Source organism: Burkholderia sp. SIMBA_062 (assembly GCF_046534765.1).
GTDB lineage: Bacteria > Pseudomonadota > Gammaproteobacteria > Burkholderiales > Burkholderiaceae > Burkholderia > Burkholderia ambifaria.
In genome coordinates this window covers 24,762-43,042 of record NZ_JAWRYD010000029.1, presented here as the reverse complement: position 1 = coordinate 43,042, position 18,281 = coordinate 24,762, and the positions used below count along the sequence as shown (strand labels likewise).

The following is an 18,281-nucleotide window of genomic DNA, read 5'->3' as shown; positions in this document are numbered from 1 at the left end:
CGAACGACTGGACGGGAGCACGAATGGACCCGATGGGCTTGCGGCTGGGCGACTCGAACGCACGCTCGTGTGCGCAGCGGCTGAGCGCGTGTCTCGCACGTGCCGATGCGTATCCCGGCGACATCGGAACCGCGTGGCTCGCGCGGCGCGACGCCGCGGCGCTTGCCGACGCGCGTGCATGGGATGCGTCGCTACGCGGTGGTGCGGTCGATGCGCCGCTGGCCGGCGCCGTGCTGACGGTGAAGGCCTGTTTCGATTGCGAAGGGTGGGTCACGCATGCGGGCTCGCGTGTGCTGGCCGATGAGCCGCCGGCACGCACCGACGCCGCGATGGTGTCGATGCTGCGCCGGGCCGGCGCGGTGCTGGTCGCGCAGACGGCGATGACCGAGTTCGCGTATGGCGCGCTCGGCATGAATCGTGCGTACGGTACGCCGACGACACCGCTCGATGCGCGGCGCGAGCGGGTGGCCGGCGGATCGAGTTCGGGCGCGGCGGTGTCGGTTGCGCTCGGCGCGGCCGACCTGTCGCTGGGTTCCGACACGAGCGGGTCGGCACGTATTCCCGCCGCATTCTGCGGGGTGACCGGATTCAAGCCGTCGCGTGGGCGCTATGCGAGCGACGGCATGCAGTTCCTGTCGACCAGCTTCGACGTGCCGGGCCTGTTGGCCGCGACGGTCGGGCTTTGCCGCGAGGCCGACGTTGCGTTGCATGGCCGCGATGCGCGGCGGCGACGACCGGCGGCGATCCGCGATCTGCAGTTCGTCGTGCCCGAACCATTCGCCACCGACGACGTGGATCCGGTCGTGGCACACGCATTCGACGCGTGGCTGTCCCGACTGTCCGCGCACGGCGCGCGCATCCGGCGCAAGCGGCTCGATTGCGTGGCCGAGGCCGGCGCGGTCGCCCGCGCGGGCGGCATCATCGCGGCCGAGGCGTTCATGCTGCATCGTGCGCGGCTGGCGACGGCGGCGGACCGTTACGATCCGCTGGTTGGCGCGCGCATCGCCGCGGGCGAGCAGGTACGCGCGCACGATTACGCGGCGGCGCTGCTGCGTCTGGCCGCACTGGCCGACACGTATCACGCCGAACTCGGCGACGCGGACGCGGTGCTGACGCCGACGGTGCCGATGCTGCCGCCGCGCGTGGCGGACCTGGCCGACGAAGCCGCGTACCTCGAGCAGAACGCGCGTGCGTTCCGGCTGACCGAATTCGCGAACCGGCTCGCCCTGCCGAGCATCAGCGTGCCGGGCGACCTGCGCAACCGGCAACCCGTCGGCTTGCTGATCACCGGGCGTCGACATGAAGACGCGCGGCTGCTCGATGTCGCGGCCATGGTTGAGCGCGCGCTGACCGATTCCGCATGACAGGCTTCCCGCGGCAGGGCTCGCCTTGCCATTTTCGCCACTACTCGTTACTCATCAGAGGTGCTTATGATCGTCGTGAAATCGACCGATATCGCCAATACCGAACGCCATGCGCGAGGCCCGGGCTGGGACAGCAAGCGCATGATCGTGAAGCAGGACGGCGTCGGCTACTCCGTCCACGAGACGCGGGTGCATGAAGGCGCGGAACTGCACCTGCATTACAAGAATCACTTCGAGACCAACTACTGCGTGGCCGGGGAAGGGGAAGTCGTCGATACGGCCACCGGCGACGTGCACCCGATCACGCCCGGCACGATCTATGCACTGAACCTGAACGATCCGCATATCCTGCGCGCGACGCGCGGCGACCTGCATCTCGTATGCGTGTTCAACCCGCCGTTGACGGGGCTCGAGACACATCGGGAAGACGGCAGTTACGCGTTGCCGACGGAACAGCAAGCGTGACGGGCCGTTGCGCGCCGCATCTTGCGGCGCAATGGCCACACGGTGTTCGGGTTCAGGCTGCCTCGCGGTGGCTGCGCTTGATCGCGTCGACGAGCATCCGCTCGGAATCGTCGAGATAGCGCGTGAGTGCCGTAACAGCTTCGCTGCGACGGTTCTGCGTGAGCAGGTCGTAGATCTGGTATTCGCGCTGGATCCAGTCGGGCGTTTGCACGCGCTTCTCGTCGGGATCGGCGGCGAAGACGAGGCGCAGCTGTGCCGAGATGGTCCGGAAGAATTCGTCGAGCAGCGCCGACTTCTGCAGCGCGACGATGTGCTGGTGGAATCGCAGGCTGTGCGTGCCGACGGCCTGCCAGTTTTCCTTGGCGAGCTCGCGTTCGGCCGCGCGAATCGCGCTCTGCATTTTCTCGAGCAGCGCCGGCTGCGCGAGTTCCGCCGTGTTCAACGCATGCAGTTCGAGCGTGCGGCGCGCGACGTAGAGATCGCGCACGTCCTGGCGATTCAGCGTGCGCACGACCACGCCCTTGTGCCGCACGAACGTGACGAGCCCTTCACGGCCGAGCTGATGCAGGACTTCGCGAAGCGAGTTGCGCGACGTGTCGTATTCGGCCGCGAGGTCCATCTCGATCAGCGCGGTGCCGGGCGGCAGCTTGCCGCTGATGATGTGTTCGCGCAGTTGATGGCTGATCCGGTCGGCGACCGACTGTCCTCGCGCTTTTTCGCTTGCCATTCGTTTCGTTCGCTCCTCTCCTGATCCTGCGCCGCCGGCGTGGCCGGCCGGCGGCGTTTCGCCATTCTACGGGCTATGGGCGTCGTTACGCCGTCTTGTCGTGCTGCCAATCGGCGTGCGGCGGCTGCATCCCGTGGAGGCCGCGGTACGGCGCGACGGGCGGCGAGGCCCAGCCTTCGAGCAGGCTCGGGTCGAGCCGGTACACCTCGACGCCCAGCGGCCGGCACACGTCGATCGGATCGCGCGCGTCGGGCCCCCACATCGGGACGGACAGGTCGCCGCCCGGACACGTCGACATCGCGCACAGCACGTCGATTTCCGTGAAGAACTCGAGGTAGTCGCCCGGTTGCGCGGGGCAGGCCTTCATGAAGTACTTGTCGTCGTCGTTCAGGCCCGTGCACTGGAATACGTTGAGCACGTCGTGCACGTCGAATTCGGTCAGCCCGTACGGCGCGACCGCGCGCACGAGGTTCGAATGACAGTGGAAATGAAAATCCTCGCCGGTCAGCAGCTTGTTCACGTACGGGTCGCAGCGCGTGCCGAGCAGGTCGTGCACGCGGCCACCGTCGCCGTCGACGCCGTAGCCGGCGAGTGTGTCGTCGGTGATCGTGACCATCGGACGGAGGTACGGCAAGGTCGACCAGAGCCGGTCGAACGTCGTCACGTGGGCGGCCTGCAACTGGCGCGTGCGCGATGCCCACATGCGTTCGCGTGGATTGTGCAGGTTCCACATGTTGAAGTCGGCGACTTGCGGGCCTTCGAGCGTGACGATCCGGAACACGTGACCGGCCGGCACCGTCCACGCGAAGCCGCTGCGGATCGGCACGACGTGCGACGCGATCCGTTCGCGCGCGTCATGACGTCGGGCAATCGCGGAATAAAAGGCTTTGTCGACATTCAGGACGGAACCCTTGGTGACCTGGTAGGCGGCGGGATAGTTCGACATGACGCGGTACTCTCGGGGAAGGTTGTCAGGTGCGGCGATCCGGCTGTAGCCCTTTGTGGTGGCCGCTCACGCGTCAATTTTCATGCTGGATTGTTCAACAATATATTGGCGCTTCGCGGAGTATAGGGTGAAGGCGGGGAGGTGTGTCAATCAGTGGAAAGCACCGAGTGACGGGGCGGCGGCGCGATCGCGGCGACCGGTTCCGGCATTGCCCACAGCGGCATCGCGAACGCGTTGCCGAGCGCGACGTGCTGCAGCGCCATCATCTGCTGCATCGCGACCATCTGAGGCGTGGGCACCCTTCCATCTGATACTGCGCGACCTGCCCCACGAACGGCCCGTTTTGCGCGTTTCGGGATATGCCGCAATCGGCATTTCAACCTCTCCCGCGCCATGGTATTTGCCGTCGCGCCGCGCCACAACAGGCACAATACGCGCTTCGCTTCGCCGCGCACCGCTGTTCGATATTCGAACAAGCGGGCGCGTGTCCCCGCTGTCGGAATCCTTCCCGGTCGTCATGAACGCCTCGCTCACTCCCGCGCGCGAATCGAACTCGCCGCGCTTCCTGTTGTTCCTGATTTGCCTGTTCGCCTCCGCCGGCCAGCTTGCGATCGACATCTACGTGCCCGCGCTGCCCGACATGGCGCGCTCGTTCGCGACCACGCCGCAGGCGATCCAGTCGAGCGTGTCCGGCTACATGGCCGCCTATGCGCTCGGCCAGCTGGTCTTCGGCCCGGTGGCCGACGCGTACGGACGCAAGCGCGTGCTCGCGTTCGGGCTCGTCATCTATACGATCGGCTGCCTGCTGTCGCTCGGCGCGCCGAACCTGGAGACGTTCGTGCTGGCGCGCTGCCTGCAGGGCTTCGGGATCGCGACCACGAACCTGCTCGCGAAGGCGATCATCACCGACTCGTTCTCGGGCCAGGCGCTGATGCATGCGTTCACCTACATGTCGATCGCGTGGGGGCTCGCGCCAATCATCGCGCCGGTGATCGGCGCGCATCTGCAGGAATGGTTCGGCTGGCGCGCGTGCCTCGTGTTCCTGCTGGTGTATTCGCTGGTGATGTGGGCGCTGTTGTGGCACTACCGGGAAACCTTGCCGAAACCGGTCCATCTCGAGCCGCGCACGCTGATGGCGAACGCGGGCAAGGTGCTCGCGAGCCCGGTGTTCCACAGCTGCTTCCTCGCACAGGGGCTGTGCTACAGCATCCTGCTGGTGTTCAACATCGTCGGGCCGTTCATGGTGCAGACCACGCTGCACAAGCCGCCGACCTTCTTCGGCTATCTCGCGCTCGGAATCGGGCTGATGTATTTCCTCGGCGGGCTGTCGAACCGGATTCACGGGCGCGGGCTGCCGAGCGCCGAGCAGCGGCTGCGCATCGGCGCGCGCGTGATGGCGGTGGCGGCGGTCGTGATGCTCGTGCTGGCGCTGACCGTCGGCCTGCGCGTGTGGACGCTCGCGACGCCGGTGCTCGTGATGGGCTTCTGCGCGGGTGCGATGTATCCGACGCTGATGGCGAAGGGCAATTCGCTGTTTCCGCATATCGCGGGGCTGACGAGCGCGATCCTCGGGTGCGCGTTGCTGCTCGTGTCGTCCGCGATGATGGGGCTGGCCGGCTTCGTGTCGGTGCAGGTGCTGACGCCGCTCGCGGTGTTCTTCGTCGCGCTGTCGTTCATCGTCGTGTGGATGGTGACGAAGCTGCTGCGCTACCTGACCCAGCAGCAGGCCGCGAGCGTCGCTTGCGGGAGCGGGGAGGCGGCGTAAGCCGCATCAACCGGTACCGCGCGGGAGCTTTGCGTTTATAGCGGATGCGCGGCGCCGGCCTGCGTCAACAGCGAAATGGCAACCGGATCCGGCATGCCGTTCGAGTCGATCGCCCCAGCCTTGCCCAGCGCAACGAGATCGCTGTCGACGCCGGGTTGCCCGACCACGAACGGCGTGGTCAGAAACGCCGGCGTCGCGAGCGTGACCGGGTAGCGCTGCTGGAGATTCGTCACGACGGCCGACTGCGCGGCCTGCACGATGCCCGGATCGCCCATCGCCTGCTGGAAGTGCCGACTCCCCTGGAAATTGCCGATCAGCCCGGCCGTGTTCGTGCCGAGTTGCGCCGCGAGATAGACGAGCATCAACTCGGTTTCGGGCGTCGTGTTGAAGGTGCCGCCCGCGTAGGCGAGCGAATGCAGGCTCGTGCCGCCCGACGCGACGCTGATCACGCACGGCAGCGTGGCGTTGACGGTCACGCGGTAGTTGCCGCCGCCGTCGGTCAGCGTCGTCGCCGAGCCCTGCGCGCAACTCACCGTCACCGATGCGCTCGCGAGCGCGGCGCCCGTGGCGGCCGTGCCGGACAGCGCGACGGTCTGCGTGTTGTTGTCGTTGAAGCAGGCATCGACGCCGAAGCAGGCCTCGCCGTTGCAGCCCGCAAGTGTCGCGAGGGCGGCGACGCAAAGTGCGCCCAGCGCGGGGCGAGTGAAGTGCGGCGGGCGAATATTCATGGTCGCGGGCGATCGGGGGGAAGAAGACAACCGGTGAGCGCAGGGCATACGGCCCTGCTCACATTCTAGGTGCCGAATCGGGGCGTTGCTTGCCCGTTTTGACGCAGGAGCGCGAATTTTCCGAGCGCACCGGCAATCGATTCGCACCCGGCCGCCGAACGCGAACGCGGCCGGCTCACCCGCTCAGGGCTTGCGCGCGGCCGGCTTCGCGAACGCGCCGCGCACCTCGAAGCCGATCGCATCCGCGACGTTGCCGCGCGCGTCGACGAGCTCCAGCCGGTGCCGGCCAGGCCACGGCATCCACGCGATGCGGTCGGCGTGCCCGATCACCTTGTCGTCGAGCCGCCATGCGAAGCGCGCGGCATGCCCGGACGACCGCTCGAACCAGATCCGCTGGTTCTTCGGCGGAATGTCCGGATCGATCGCGAAGATCGTGCCGTCGGTCGGCGCGCCGATCGCCAGCGGCGCGCGCGCGCCGTCCTTGCCCGGCGTGACGGGCGCCGCGAGCCGGATCGTGTCGAGCGCCGTGCCCGCGACGAACCACTCGTTGCGCGACGGCTCGACGTCGCGCTCGAACGCGATGCGGCGCGTTTCGACGCCGGCCGGCGCTTTCGGCGCACGGCTCGGCAGGTCGCGATGCAGGTAGCCGACGACGGCCGACCACACCGGCGACGCGCCCGTCACCCCCGACACGTCCCACATCGGTGAACCGTCCGCATTGCCGACCCACACGCCGACCGTATAGCGCGACGTGAAGCCGACGGTCCAGTTGTCGCGCATGTCCTTGCTCGTGCCGGTCTTGACCGCCGAGAAGAAGCGTGTCGCGAGCGGGTTATCGAAGCCGAACGTGCGCACCCGCGCGTTGTTGTCGGAAAGGATGTCGGTGACGACGAAACTGGCCGCTTCGCTGAATACGCGCGTGCCGTTGTCCGCATGTCCCGGTGTCGACGCGCCGGAAGCGGGCGCCGGCGCAGGCAGGTCGACGACCTGGCGTGCGACGCCGCCGTTCGCGAGCGCGCGATACGCATTGGTCAGCGACAGCAGCGTGACGTCCGCGCTGCCGAGCGCGAGGCTGAAGCCGTAATAGTCGCCTTCCTGCTCGAGCGGCAGGCCGAGCGCGGTCAGCGTGCGCGCGAAGCGGTGCGGCGTGACGAGCACGAGCGTGCGCACGGCCGGCACGTTCAGCGAGCCGCCGAGCGCGGTGCGCACGCTCACCCAGCCCTTGAAATCCTTGTCGTAGTTCTGCGGAATGTAGAGGCCGCCGCCGGCCGCGAGGTTGATCGGCGCGTCGTCGAGCAGCGACGCGGCCGTCAGCCGCTTCTCGTCGATCGCCTGCGCGTAGAGGAACGGCTTGAGCGTCGAGCCGGCCTGGCGCGGCGCGAGCACGGCGTCGACGTCGCGTGCGCTCGACAACGCCCCCGACGAACCGACCCACGCGCGAATCTCGCCGCTCGGGTTGTCGATCACGACGACCGCGCCGTCCTGCACGTTGCGCCGGTGCGCGGGCGCGTTGAGCTCGGTCAGTGCGCGCGTCAGCGTGTCGCGCGCGAAGCGCTGCAGCGGCGCGTCGAGCGTCGTGCGCACCTGCGCGCCGGCCGCGGGTCGGACCTCGGCCGCGATGCGGCGCGCGAAGTGCGGGGCGAGGGCGGCGCCGTCGTCCCGCACGGCGTTGGCCGGGCGCGCGATCACGAGCTGCACGTAGCCGTCGAGCGACGCGCAGGCCTGTTCCGCATGCATGTCGCGCAGGATCCGGCAGGCCCGCTCGGCGACCTTCGCGGGCGCCGCGTTCGGCGCGCGCACCAGCGCCGCGGCAATCGCGGCTTCGCGTGCGTCGAGGCCGGACGGCGCCTTGCCGAACAGCACCTGCGACAGCGCGGCGAGCCCGACCGTCTCGCCGCGAAACGGCACGAGATTCAGATAGGCCTCGAGGATCTGGTCCTTGCGCCAGCCGCGTTCGAGCAGCAGCGCGTTCATCGCCTGGGTGGCCTTCTGCGGCAGCGAGCGCTGACCCGAGCGGCGCGGCGAATCGCTGAGCAGCCCGGCGAGCTGCATCGTCACGGTCGACGCGCCGCGCGTGCGCTCGTTCCACAGGTTGCCCCACGCCGCGCCGGCGATGCCGCGCCAGTCGACGCCGCTGTGTTCGTAGAAACGCTTGTCCTCGGACACGACGATCGCCTCGCGGAACGCGGGCGACACGTCGGCGAGCGACACCCAGTCGCCGCGCCGTTCGGTGAGATCGACGCGCGTGCGCTGCAGCGGCGTGCCGTCGCGCGCGAGCAGCACCCAGTCGGAACTGCGCCAGCCGCGCCGCACGTCGTCGTAGCCGGACAGCGCGTGCGCGACGAGCGGCGCGGCCAGCACGACGGCGACGAATACGCGGCCGGCGAAGCGCGCCGGCCGCGGCAAAACCAGATCGATCATCGCGTACTCACGACTTGCCTGCGTCGGCCGGCTTCACGGTCATCGGCGGGTTCGGCCACAGGCCGTACACGGACGGCGCGTACAGCGCCTCGACGCGCGTCGGCGGCAGCCCGAAGGTGCCGACGTTGTTCAGCCGCACCGTGTACTCGACCGCGAATTTGCCCTTCGGCAGATAGTCGTAATACGCGCGGTAGCCGTCGAAGTCGCGCTCGATGAACGCCGGCCATGCGCCGTCCGGGGATTTCTCGCCCTGCGTCGCGGCCTCGGAGTCGCGGCCGAGGCCCGAGCCGAGAATCGTCGCGCCGGACGGAATCGGATCGTTGACGACGACCCACGTCATGTCGCTCTGCGCATCGATGTCGAGATGCACGCGCACGACGTCGCCGCGCGTCAGCACGCCCTTGACGGCGGGCGACACGGGCGTGACGGTCTTCGTGATCCGGTAGCCCGCAGCGAACGGCGAGCGCAGCGGCACGGCCGCGAGACTCTCGACGGTCGCCCACGGGCGGCCCGTGCCGTCCTGCGTGACGGACAGGGTCGCTGGCGCCTGCGACGCACGCGGCCACGGCATCAGCACGCTGCGCGCGGCGGCGGCGCGGGTCGCGGGCGTGGCCGACGCGGGCGTATCGGCGGGCGCGGCCGCGCCTGCCTGCGACCACGGGATCGCACGCTCGTTGCCGCCGAGCGCGACCTTCGTCGTGCCGGCGACCGGCACGCTCTCGTAGGTGCGCGAGAAGCGCTCGACCGCGAGCTGGCCGAGTGCGTTCGACGTCGTCGTCTGCCACGCGCCCTGGCGTTGCAGCGCGAGCAGGCCGGCCGTCACGCGCGGCATCTCGTCCTTCCACGCCGGGTCGCCCGCGAATTCCAGCGCGAGGCGCGCGGCGTTGGTCTCGTTGCTCGTCATCAGCCACCACAGGTCGTCGTCGCGCGCGGTCGAGAACACGAGCTGCGTGCCCTGGTACGTGAGGCGGGCGCGCAGGATCTGCTCGACCTGCGCGCGTTTCTCGTCGCGCTGCGGGATGTCCTTCACGCGCGTGAGGATCGCGTGATAGTCGATCACCGCCGACGTCGGCCACTGGTTCGGCGCGATCTCGATCGAGCCGAGCATGCGGCCTTGCGCGGCACCGTAACGCGACAGCGCCTCGATCGCGGCCAGCTTGCGCAGGTCGCGATCCTGGCGCGGCGCCCATGCGTTGCGTTCGATGCGGCCGTCGATGAAGCGCGCGAGTCCGGCTTCGAGCTGCGTGCGCAGGTCTTCCGGCAGCGCGAAGCGCGGGTCGAGGCGGCCGGCTTCGTCGGCGACCACGAGCAGGTACGACGACAGCGTCGGGCTGCCGTAGTGCGCATCGTCAGACGACGGCGGGAAATAGCTCGCGAGCCCGTCGCTGTCGAGGTAGACGGGCATCCGCGCGACCAGCGCCTGCCATTGCGCGGCGTCGTGCAGGCCGATCGCACGCGACGTCTGCTGTTCGAGGCAGCGGTACGGATAGCGCTCGAACCAGCGCCGCACGCCGGGCAGGCCGTCCGCGAGCTTCGACTGCAGCGACACGGCGATGCCGCCGCGCGGCGCGCCCTGCGCGTTGTTGACGGCGCCGGCCGGGGCCGACACGGGCACTGTCAGGGTGCCGTCGACCTGCGTGAGCGTGGCCTGCTGCACGGTCACCGGCAGTGCGGGCACGACCTTCTGCGCGACGGCCAGTGCATCGGCCGCGCGCTTGCCGCCTTGCTCGGCCGCCTCGATCCGCCAGTTCAGCGCGCCGGCCGCGTCGAGCGCCTGCTCGGGCACGGTGATCGTCCACGCGACCTCGGTCGCCGCGTTGGCTGCGAGCGACACGGTTTGCGGCGCGACGTCGAGCCCCGTCACGCGCGGCGTCACGACCACCTGCATCGCGCGGTCGGTCGTGTTGCGCAGCGTGACCTGCGCGCGGAACGCATCGCCTTCGCGCACGAGCGGCGGCAGGCCGGAGATCAGTTGCAGATCCTGCGTGCTGCGGATCGACGTGCTGCCGGTGCCGAAGCGGTCGGCGCCGACCGCCGCGACGGCGACGATCCGGAAGCGCGTGAGCGCGTCGTTCAGCGGCACCTCGACGCTTGCGCTGCCGTTCGCGTCGAGCGTCACGCGCGGATTCCACAGCAGCAGCGTGTCGAACAGCTCGCGCGTGGGCGCGCTGCCGCCGCCGCCGCCGGCCGGCACGGCCTTGCGGCCGAAGTGGCGGCGGCCGACGATTTCCATCTGCGCGGTGGCCGTCTCGACGCCGTACGCGCGTCGTTGCAGCATCGCGTCGAGCAGGTCCCAGCTGTTGTTCGGCATCAGTTCGAGCAGCGCCTCGTCGACGGCCGCGACCGCGATCTGCGTGCCGGCGGGCGCGGGCTGGCCGTTCGGCAGCGTGACCTTCACGTGCGCCTGCGCCTTGCCGCGCACCGTGTAGCGCGTCGCGTCGGTCGTCACGGTCACGCCGAGACGATGCACGCCGGTGCCGACCTTGATCTCGCCGAGGCCATAGCGGAACGCGGGCTTCGACAGGTCGACGAACGCGGTCGGCGCCTCATGGTGACGGCCTTCGCGCCAGAACGCGCGCGCCCATTCCACCGGTGCCTTCCAGCCCCACGTGAAGAACGAGTACCACGGCACCTCGCGAATCCGGCCGCGCAACGCGAGCACCGACACGTAGACGTTCGGTCCCCACGATTCGCCGACCTTCAGGTCGACGGTCGGGTTCTTGCCGTTCAGTTCGACGATGTGCGTTTCCATCACGCCGCCGCGCTCGACCGCGACGAGCGCCGTGGCATAGCGGAACGGCATGCGCACCTGGAAGCGGGCCGTTTCGCCCGGCTCGTAGGAGGTCTTCTCCGGAATCACGTCGATCCGGTCGGTGTTGTCGCCGCCGAACCACAGTTCGTCCTCGCGCGTGACCCATACGGACGTCGACGCGTTCGACGTGCGGCCGTCGCCGTCCTTCGCGACCGCGATCAACTGGACGTTGCCGGCCTGTTCGAGCGTCGCATCGCAGGCCATGCGGCCCTTGTCGTCGGTCTTGCCCGAGCACAGCACGCCGAGGTCGCGCGTGTCGCTCTTGTTGTCGTACGCATAGAAGCCGCCGACCATTCGCTTGCGCGACGACGTCGTGACGTGCGCGACGCCCTTGATCTCGATCGACACCGACGCACGCGGCTTGCCCTGCAGGTCGACCGCGAGCGCCTGCACCGGCACGCGCTGGCCCACCGACACCCAGCGGCCGGCCTTGATGCCGGCCACCACCGCGGCCGGCCACAGGATCGTGTCGCCGCGGATCGTCTGCACTTCGCCGTTCGGGTCCGCGAACGTCGCCTCGAGCGCGATGCGCTTCGGCGCGTCGACGTCGGGCAGGCCCTTGAGCGTGACCGAGCCCGCACCGTTGCGGTCGAGCGTCAGCGGCAGCTTGTCCGCGATCAGCCGGGTCGCGTCGGGATCGTTGTTCGCGGCCGACGCGTTGTCGCCGTCCTGCGAATCGTCGTCGGCGTTGCCGTCGCCGCGCTCCGGACGATAGGGCGTGAAGCTGAAGTCCTCGAAGCGATCCGCGAACGGCGGCGACGCCCACTTCATCAGCGCCGACACCTGTACCGGCAGGTTCGATGCGCCGCCGCCCGACACGTAGTCGATCTGCACCGCGAGCGGCGCTTCCTTGACCGCGACGAGCGGGCTCTTCTGCGCGTCGCGCGCGCCGATCGACCCTTTGAGCACCGGCAGGCGGAACGCCTCGACGCGGAAGCTGCCGCTGTAGTAGCTGGTGGTCGGCGCATCGTCCGGGCCGCCTTCGAGCGTGACGCTGTATTCGCCGAGCTTGGCCGCGGGCGGCAGAGGGAATTGCGTGTCCGCGCTGTGGTCGGCCGACCACGCGAGCGGCAGCTTGTAGGTCTGGTCGGAGCCGAGATGGCGGATCTTCACGCGCGTTGGATATTGGGCCGGGAACGCGAGGGTCTGCAGCGTCTCGGTGCGCAGGAAGTGCTTCATCGACACGGTTTCGCCGGCCCGCAGGAGTGTGCGGTCGAACACGGTATGCGCACGCACGGTCGGTTCGCTGCCGGTATCGGTCGGCACGTTGAAGCGCCACGATTCGATCCCGCGGTTCCAGTTCGAGCTGACGAACGCCATGTCGGGGCCCGTCTTCGGATCGTCGACGCGCGCCGACACGAAATAGTCGTCGAAGCGTTCCGACTGACTGCATTCGTGCTTCGGCTCGAATTGACCGTCGATCTTCAGCAGGCCCTGCGCATCGGTCTTGCCGGCCGCGATCTCGTCGCCGTTGCAATCCGACACGCGAATCCGCGCGTTCGGCACGGGCTTGCCCTTGTCGAGCGTCGTGACCCACACGAGGTTGTTCTCGCGGCCCTGTTTCAGATGCACGCCCAGGTTCGTGACGAGCACGGTGGTGCGCACGTACATGCTCGACGGCTTCGCGAGCAGCGAGCGGCCGAGCGCGGGCGACGCGAGTTCGAGCACGTAGAAACCGGGCTTGTCGATCGGCACGCCGACGACCTCGAACGGACGCAGCGCCTTCGGATCGGCCTTCGGCAGCGTCAGCGCCTGCGCCCCCGGCTCGCCGGTGAGCAGCGACAGCGAGCGCACGTCGATGCGGCGATTCTGCGGCGCGGGCATCTTTTCACCGGCCTCGAGCGGCACGTAGACGGGGTGCTGGCCCGTGCGCCGGAGCAGGCCCGGCATGCGCTCGTCGATCGTGCCGGCCGTCATCGCCCAATTGTCGAAGCGCTCGACGGTGCGCATCCATTGGCGGATCGCGGTGTCGTCGTCCACCTTCAGGTTCGAGAATTGCGCGCCGCGCGTGTTGAGGCCGGCGATATGCAGGTCGGCCTCCACGTTGCGCAGCGTGACCGGCACGAGCGCCGGCGTATCGGGTTCGGCGAAACGCTCGACGATCCCGAAGGTGCCCGACGAGAATTTCGCGAGCGGCGGCATCGGCGCGGTGCGCGTCGCGAGCGGGAACAGATCGGCATTCGCGAGCGCGCGGTCGGTCACGTCGCGCAGGCCGGACGGCAGCTCGATCGTCAGGTTCGCCTGCGCGGGCAGCGGCGGGTTGAACGTGACGGTCGTCACTTCGTCGCTGTGGTCGTCGGCCCGGAAGGTTGGCGAAAGGGAACCGTCAGGACCGCGCAGCTTGATCGCCTCGGCGTTCTTGCGCGAGATCGGCGCGTTGAACGACAGCGTCAGCGGGCGCAGCGGCGTGCACGGCGCCTTCGCGTTCTCGCGTTCGCACGAGAAGCTCGCGGCGAACGGGGCGCGCACCGTGAAGTCGAAGCGGCGCTCGGTGTCGTTCGCGATGCCGCTCGGGCTCGCGACGCCCTTGCCGTAGACGAGCTGCATTTTCGCGCTCGCGGGCAGCGCCTGCGCGCACGACAGCGTCAGCACGCGCGCGGCGTCCTTCTTCAGCCCGAAGTGGTCGAGCAGCGCGTTGCGGGTATCGTCGTCGGCGGCCGTGACGGGGATGCGGTTGCCGATGCCGGCCGCCTCGCACCAGATGTTCGCGAGCGCGGAACGCGGCTCGGCCGGGCCGTTCAGCTTCAGCACGAAGACCTGCCGCTCCTCGATCTCGCGCGAGCCGGGGCGCACCGTCACCGGGAACGGGCCGCCGGTTTGAAACGTGAAGCGGCGCGGGCCGCTCACCGCATTGCCGGCGACCGAGCGCAGCGTGTCGTTGAGCGCGACCGAGCAGCGCACGCCCGGCGGCAGGTCGTTCTCGAAATCGTAGACCCAGGTCTTGTCGTCCAGCCAGTGGCCCTGGCCGCGCGCGGCGGTGGAATCGTTGCAGGTCATGCGCGCGGGGTTCGGCGCGGACGCCGAGCCGAACGCGACCATCGGCTCGTCGAACTTGACGACGCTTTGCCGGACTTCGGTGACCGTGCCTTGCGGCGACACGCTCACGGTGCGCGCCGCGAGCGCATGGAGCGACAGTGCCGCGGCGGCGCCGAGCGCCGCGATCGCGCCGATGCGCCAGAGTAGCCGTGTGGTGTGATTGGGTTGATGCGTGTTGTTGTGTTTATCGTGCTGCTTCATCGCTCGATGCCCTCGGAGGGAAGCTTTCTGTTTGATTGCACGGGATTCTAACCGACGCGCATGCGAGCGGATGACGGGATGGGACGGCGCGTGTCGTCGGCTTGCGACACCCTGCGTCCCGATGCAGAATTGTCGCGTCGACGACACAAAGATGCGGGGAAATGTCGATTGTCACGGATTGCGGAACATTTAATGGACTATAAAAGCATTGTCCGAATCGAATTGTGCGCGTACATTTCAGGGCCGCGCGAAAGTTTGAGAAATATCAAGCGTGGTTTTCCCGAATCCGGTGTTCGAGAGAAGGAAACATGCACAACGACAACACTCCCCACTCGCGTCGCGCAAGCGACGCAACCGTATCCGGCGTCACGCGGCGTCAATGGCTGCAGGGCGCACTGGCGCTGACGGCGGCGGGCCTCACTGGCTCGCTGGCGTTGCGGGCCCTGGCCGATAATCCCGGCGCCGCGCCGCTCGATACGTTCATGACGCTCTCCGAAGCACTGACAGGCAAGAAAGGGCTGAGCCGCGTGCTCGGCGAACGCTTCCTGCACGCGTTGCAGAAGGGTTCGTTCAAGACGGCCGACGGCCTGTCGCAACTCGCCGGCGCGCTCGCGTCCGGTTCATTGGATTCCGATCAGCAGGCCTCCGCGCTGTCGATTCTCGGCGCGTGGTATCTCGGCATCGTCGACAACGTCGTGATTACTTACGAAGAAGCATTAATGTTCAGCGTCGTGTCCGATACGCTCGTGATTCCTTCGTATTGCCCCAACAAACCCGGCTTCTGGGCCGAAAAACCGATCGAGAGGCAAGCCTGATGGCGGATACCGATACGCAAAAGGCCGACGTCGTGGTCGTCGGGTCCGGTGTCGCAGGCGCGATCGTCGCGCACCAGCTCGCGATGGCGGGCAAGTCGGTGATCCTGCTCGAAGCAGGCCCGCGCATGCCGCGCGGCGAGATCGTCGAGCGCTTCCGCAACCAGCCCGACAAGACGGACTTCATGGCGCCGTACCCGTCGAGCCCGTGGGCGCCGCATCCGGAATACGGCCCGCCGAACGACTACCTGGTCCTGAAGGGCGAGCACAAGTTCAACTCGCAGTACATCCGTGCGGTGGGCGGCACGACGTGGCACTGGGCCGCGTCGGCGTGGCGCTTCATCCCGAACGACTTCAAGATGAAGACGGTGTACGGCGTCGGCCGTGACTGGCCGATCCAGTACGACGACCTCGAGCACTACTACCAGCGCGCCGAGGAAGAGCTCGGCGTGTGGGGCCCCGGCCCCGAGGAAGACCTGTACTCGCCGCGCAAGCAGGCGTACCCGATGCCGCCGCTGCCGTTGTCGTTCAACGAGCAGACGATCAAGAGCGCGCTCAACGGCTATGACCCGAAGTTCCACGTGGTGACCGAGCCGGTCGCGCGCAACAGCCGCCCGTACGACGGCCGGCCGACTTGTTGCGGGAACAACAATTGCATGCCGATCTGCCCGATCGGCGCGATGTACAACGGCATCGTGCACGTCGAGAAGGCCGAGCAGGCGGGCGCGAAGCTGATCGACAGCGCGGTCGTCTACAAGCTCGAGACCGGTCCTGACAAGCGCATCGTCGCCGCGATCTACAAGGACAAGACGGGCGCCGACCATCGCGTCGAAGGCAAGTACTTCGTGGTGGCCGCGAACGGCATCGAGACGCCGAAGATCCTGCTGATGTCGGCGAACCGCGATTTCCCGAACGGCGTCGCGAACAGCTCCGACATGGTCGGGCGCAACCTGATGGACCACCCGGGCACGGGCGTGTCGTTCTATGCGAGCGACAAGCTGTGGCCGGGCCGCGGCCCGCAGGAGATGACGTCGCTGATCGGCTTCCGCGACGGCCCGTTCCGCGCGACCGAAGCCGCGAAGAAGATCCACCTGTCGAACATGTCGCGCATCAACCAGGAGACGCAGAAGATCTTCAAGGCCGGCAAGCTGATGAAGTCCGACGAGCTCGACGCGCAGATCCGCGATCGTTCCGCGCGCTACGTGCAATTCGACTGCTTCCACGAAATCCTGCCGCAGCCCGAGAACCGCATCGTGCCGAGCAAGACGGCCACCGACGCGATCGGCATTCCGCGCCCGGAAATCACGTATGCGATCGACGACTACGTGAAGCGCGGCGCCGTGCATACGCGCGAGGTGTACGCGACGGCTGCGAAGGTGCTGGGCGGCACCGAGGTCGTGTTCAACGACGAGTTCGCGCCGAACAACCACATCACGGGCTCGACGATCATGGGCGCGGATGCACGCGACTCGGTCGTCGACAAGGACTGCCGCACGTTCGACCATCCGAACCTGTTCATCTCGAGCAGCTCGACGATGCCGACCGTCGGTACGGTGAACGTGACGCTGACGATCGCGGCGCTGGCGCTGCGGATGTCGGACACGCTGAAGAAGGAAGTCTGACCGTGCGGAAATCTACTCTCACCTTCCTCCTCGCCGGCAGCCTCGCGCTGCCGGGGCTCGTGCGCGCGGCCGATTCGGCCGATCCCGCGCAGATCAAGCGCGGCGAATATCTCGCGGTCGCGGGCGACTGCATGGCCTGTCACACCGCGAAGGGCGGCAAGCCGTTCGCCGGCGGCCTCGCGATGCCGGTGCCGATGCTCGGCAAGATCTACACGAGCAACATCACGCCGGACCCCGACACGGGCATCGGCAACTGGACGTTCGACGACTTCGAGCGCGCGGTGCGTCACGGCGTGTCGAAGAACGGCGCCAACCTGTACCCGGCGATGCCGTACGTGTCGTACGCGAAGGTCAACGACGACGACGTGCAGGCGTTGTACGCGTACTTCATGCACGGCGTCGAGCCGGTCAAGCAGGCGCCGCCGAAGAACGAGATTCCGCCGCTGCTGAGCATGCGCTGGCCGCTGAAGATCTGGAACTGGCTGTTCCTGAAGGACGGCGCGTACCAGCCGAAGCCGTCGCAGAGTGCCGAGTGGAACCGAGGTGCGTACCTGGTGCAGGGCCTCGCGCACTGCAGCACGTGCCACACGCCGCGCGGCATCGCGATGCAGGAGAAGTCGCTCGACGAGACCGGCGGCAGCTTCCTGTCGGGTTCGGTGCTGGCGGGCTGGCACGGCTACAACATCACGTCGGATCCGCACGCGGGGATCGGCGGCTGGACGCAGCAGCAGCTCGTCCAGTACCTGCGTACCGGCAGCGTGCCGGGCGTCGCGCAGGCGGCCGGCCCGATGGCCGAGGCGGTCGAGCACAGCTTCTCGAAGATGACCGACGCCGACATCGGTGCGATCGCAACCTACATCCGTACGGTGCCGGCGGTGGCCAGCGGCGACGCGAAGCAGTCGCGTTCGTCATGGGGCAAGCCGGCGGAAGACGGCCTGAAGCTGCGCGGCGTGCCGCTCGCATCGTCGGGCATCGATCCGGCGCGGTTGTATCTCGGCAACTGCGCGACCTGTCACCAGATGCAGGGCAAGGGCACGCCGGACGGCTATTACCCGTCGCTGTTCCACAACTCGACGGTGGGCGCGTCGAATCCGACGAACCTCGTGCAGGTGATCCTGAACGGCGTGCAGCGCAAGGCCGGTAGCGAGGACGTCGGGATGCCCGCGTTCCGCAACGAGCTGTCGGATGCGCAGATCGCCGCGCTCGCGAACTACCTGACGGGGCAGTTCGGCAATCCGGCCGCGAAGGTGACCGAGCAGGACGTCGCGAAGGCGCGTTGAGGCCGGGCACGAAGCGGTAGGAAGCAGCGCAACATTCAAAGAGGAGGAGCACAGCACATCGGGCGGGCCCCGATGCCGGTTGTTGCAGAGCGGGGCGGGCGG

12 protein-coding genes are annotated in these 18,281 nt (G+C 68.4%); 6 read left to right on the top strand and 6 right to left on the bottom strand.

The annotated features are described in order from the left end of the window. The first annotated feature begins 23 nt into the window (after positions 1-23). On the top strand, positions 24-1,364 hold the full coding sequence (locus SB786_RS26680) for an amidase family protein (protein WP_410730134.1): 1,341 nt from the start codon (positions 24-26) through the stop codon (positions 1,362-1,364). Positions 1,365-1,430: 66 nt separating this feature from the next. Next, complete coding sequence (locus SB786_RS26675) at positions 1,431-1,829, top strand: ectoine synthase (RefSeq protein WP_410730091.1); 399 nt, start codon at positions 1,431-1,433, stop codon at positions 1,827-1,829. A gap of 52 nt (positions 1,830-1,881) precedes the next feature. Here SB786_RS26675 and SB786_RS26670 read toward each other — a convergent pair whose 3' ends face one another. The 3 genes from SB786_RS26670 to SB786_RS26660 form a co-directional block, all read right to left on the bottom strand. Continuing rightward, positions 1,882-2,556, bottom strand: coding sequence for a GntR family transcriptional regulator (locus tag SB786_RS26670; RefSeq protein ID WP_012366213.1), 675 nt, complete (start codon positions 2,554-2,556; stop codon positions 1,882-1,884). 85 nt (positions 2,557-2,641) lie between these two features. Continuing rightward, a complete protein-coding gene (locus SB786_RS26665; protein WP_410730090.1) occupies positions 2,642-3,502 on the bottom strand; it encodes an urea carboxylase-associated family protein in 861 nt (286 codons plus the stop codon). Between the two features lie 146 nt (positions 3,503-3,648). Beyond that, on the bottom strand, positions 3,649-3,801 hold the full coding sequence (locus SB786_RS26660; RefSeq protein ID WP_410730137.1) for a hypothetical protein: 153 nt from the start codon (positions 3,799-3,801) through the stop codon (positions 3,649-3,651). A gap of 218 nt (positions 3,802-4,019) precedes the next feature. On the opposite strand from SB786_RS26660, the gene SB786_RS26655 reads away from it, so the two are divergent. Then, complete coding sequence (locus SB786_RS26655; protein ID WP_410730133.1) at positions 4,020-5,267, top strand: multidrug effflux MFS transporter; 1,248 nt, start codon at positions 4,020-4,022, stop codon at positions 5,265-5,267. A gap of 35 nt (positions 5,268-5,302) precedes the next feature. On the opposite strand, the gene SB786_RS26650 is transcribed toward SB786_RS26655, so the two are convergent. From SB786_RS26650 to SB786_RS26640, 3 genes are all read right to left on the bottom strand, one after another. Continuing rightward, the gene (locus SB786_RS26650) at positions 5,303-5,995 is read right to left on the bottom strand and encodes a hypothetical protein (protein ID WP_410730089.1); all 693 of its coding nucleotides are present in this window, start codon (positions 5,993-5,995) and stop codon (positions 5,303-5,305) included. Positions 5,996-6,178: 183 nt separating this feature from the next. Next, positions 6,179-8,416 (bottom strand): penicillin-binding protein 1C, encoded by a 2,238-nt coding sequence (gene pbpC, locus SB786_RS26645; RefSeq protein WP_410730088.1) that lies wholly within the window; start codon positions 8,414-8,416, stop codon positions 6,179-6,181. Between the two features lie 7 nt (positions 8,417-8,423). Continuing rightward, positions 8,424-14,465, bottom strand: a complete 6,042-nt coding sequence (locus tag SB786_RS26640) for an alpha-2-macroglobulin family protein (protein WP_410730087.1) — start codon at positions 14,463-14,465, stop codon at positions 8,424-8,426. A gap of 308 nt (positions 14,466-14,773) precedes the next feature. Between SB786_RS26640 and SB786_RS26635 the strand changes: the two genes are divergently transcribed. Genes SB786_RS26635 through SB786_RS26625 form a run of 3 tightly spaced genes read left to right on the top strand, consistent with a single transcriptional unit; the run spans position 14,774 to position 18,179 of the window. Continuing rightward, positions 14,774-15,280 (top strand): sugar dehydrogenase complex small subunit, encoded by a 507-nt coding sequence (locus SB786_RS26635; RefSeq protein ID WP_410730086.1) that lies wholly within the window; start codon positions 14,774-14,776, stop codon positions 15,278-15,280. Then, positions 15,280-16,899 (top strand): GMC family oxidoreductase, encoded by a 1,620-nt coding sequence (locus SB786_RS26630; protein ID WP_410730085.1) that lies wholly within the window; start codon positions 15,280-15,282, stop codon positions 16,897-16,899. The genes SB786_RS26635 and SB786_RS26630 overlap by 1 nt, the downstream gene beginning before the upstream one ends. Positions 16,900-16,901: 2 nt before the next feature. Further along, positions 16,902-18,179: a c-type cytochrome gene (locus SB786_RS26625; protein WP_410730084.1), complete on the top strand. Its 1,278-nt coding sequence runs from the start codon at positions 16,902-16,904 to the stop codon at positions 18,177-18,179. The last annotated feature ends 102 nt before the right edge of the window (positions 18,180-18,281 follow it).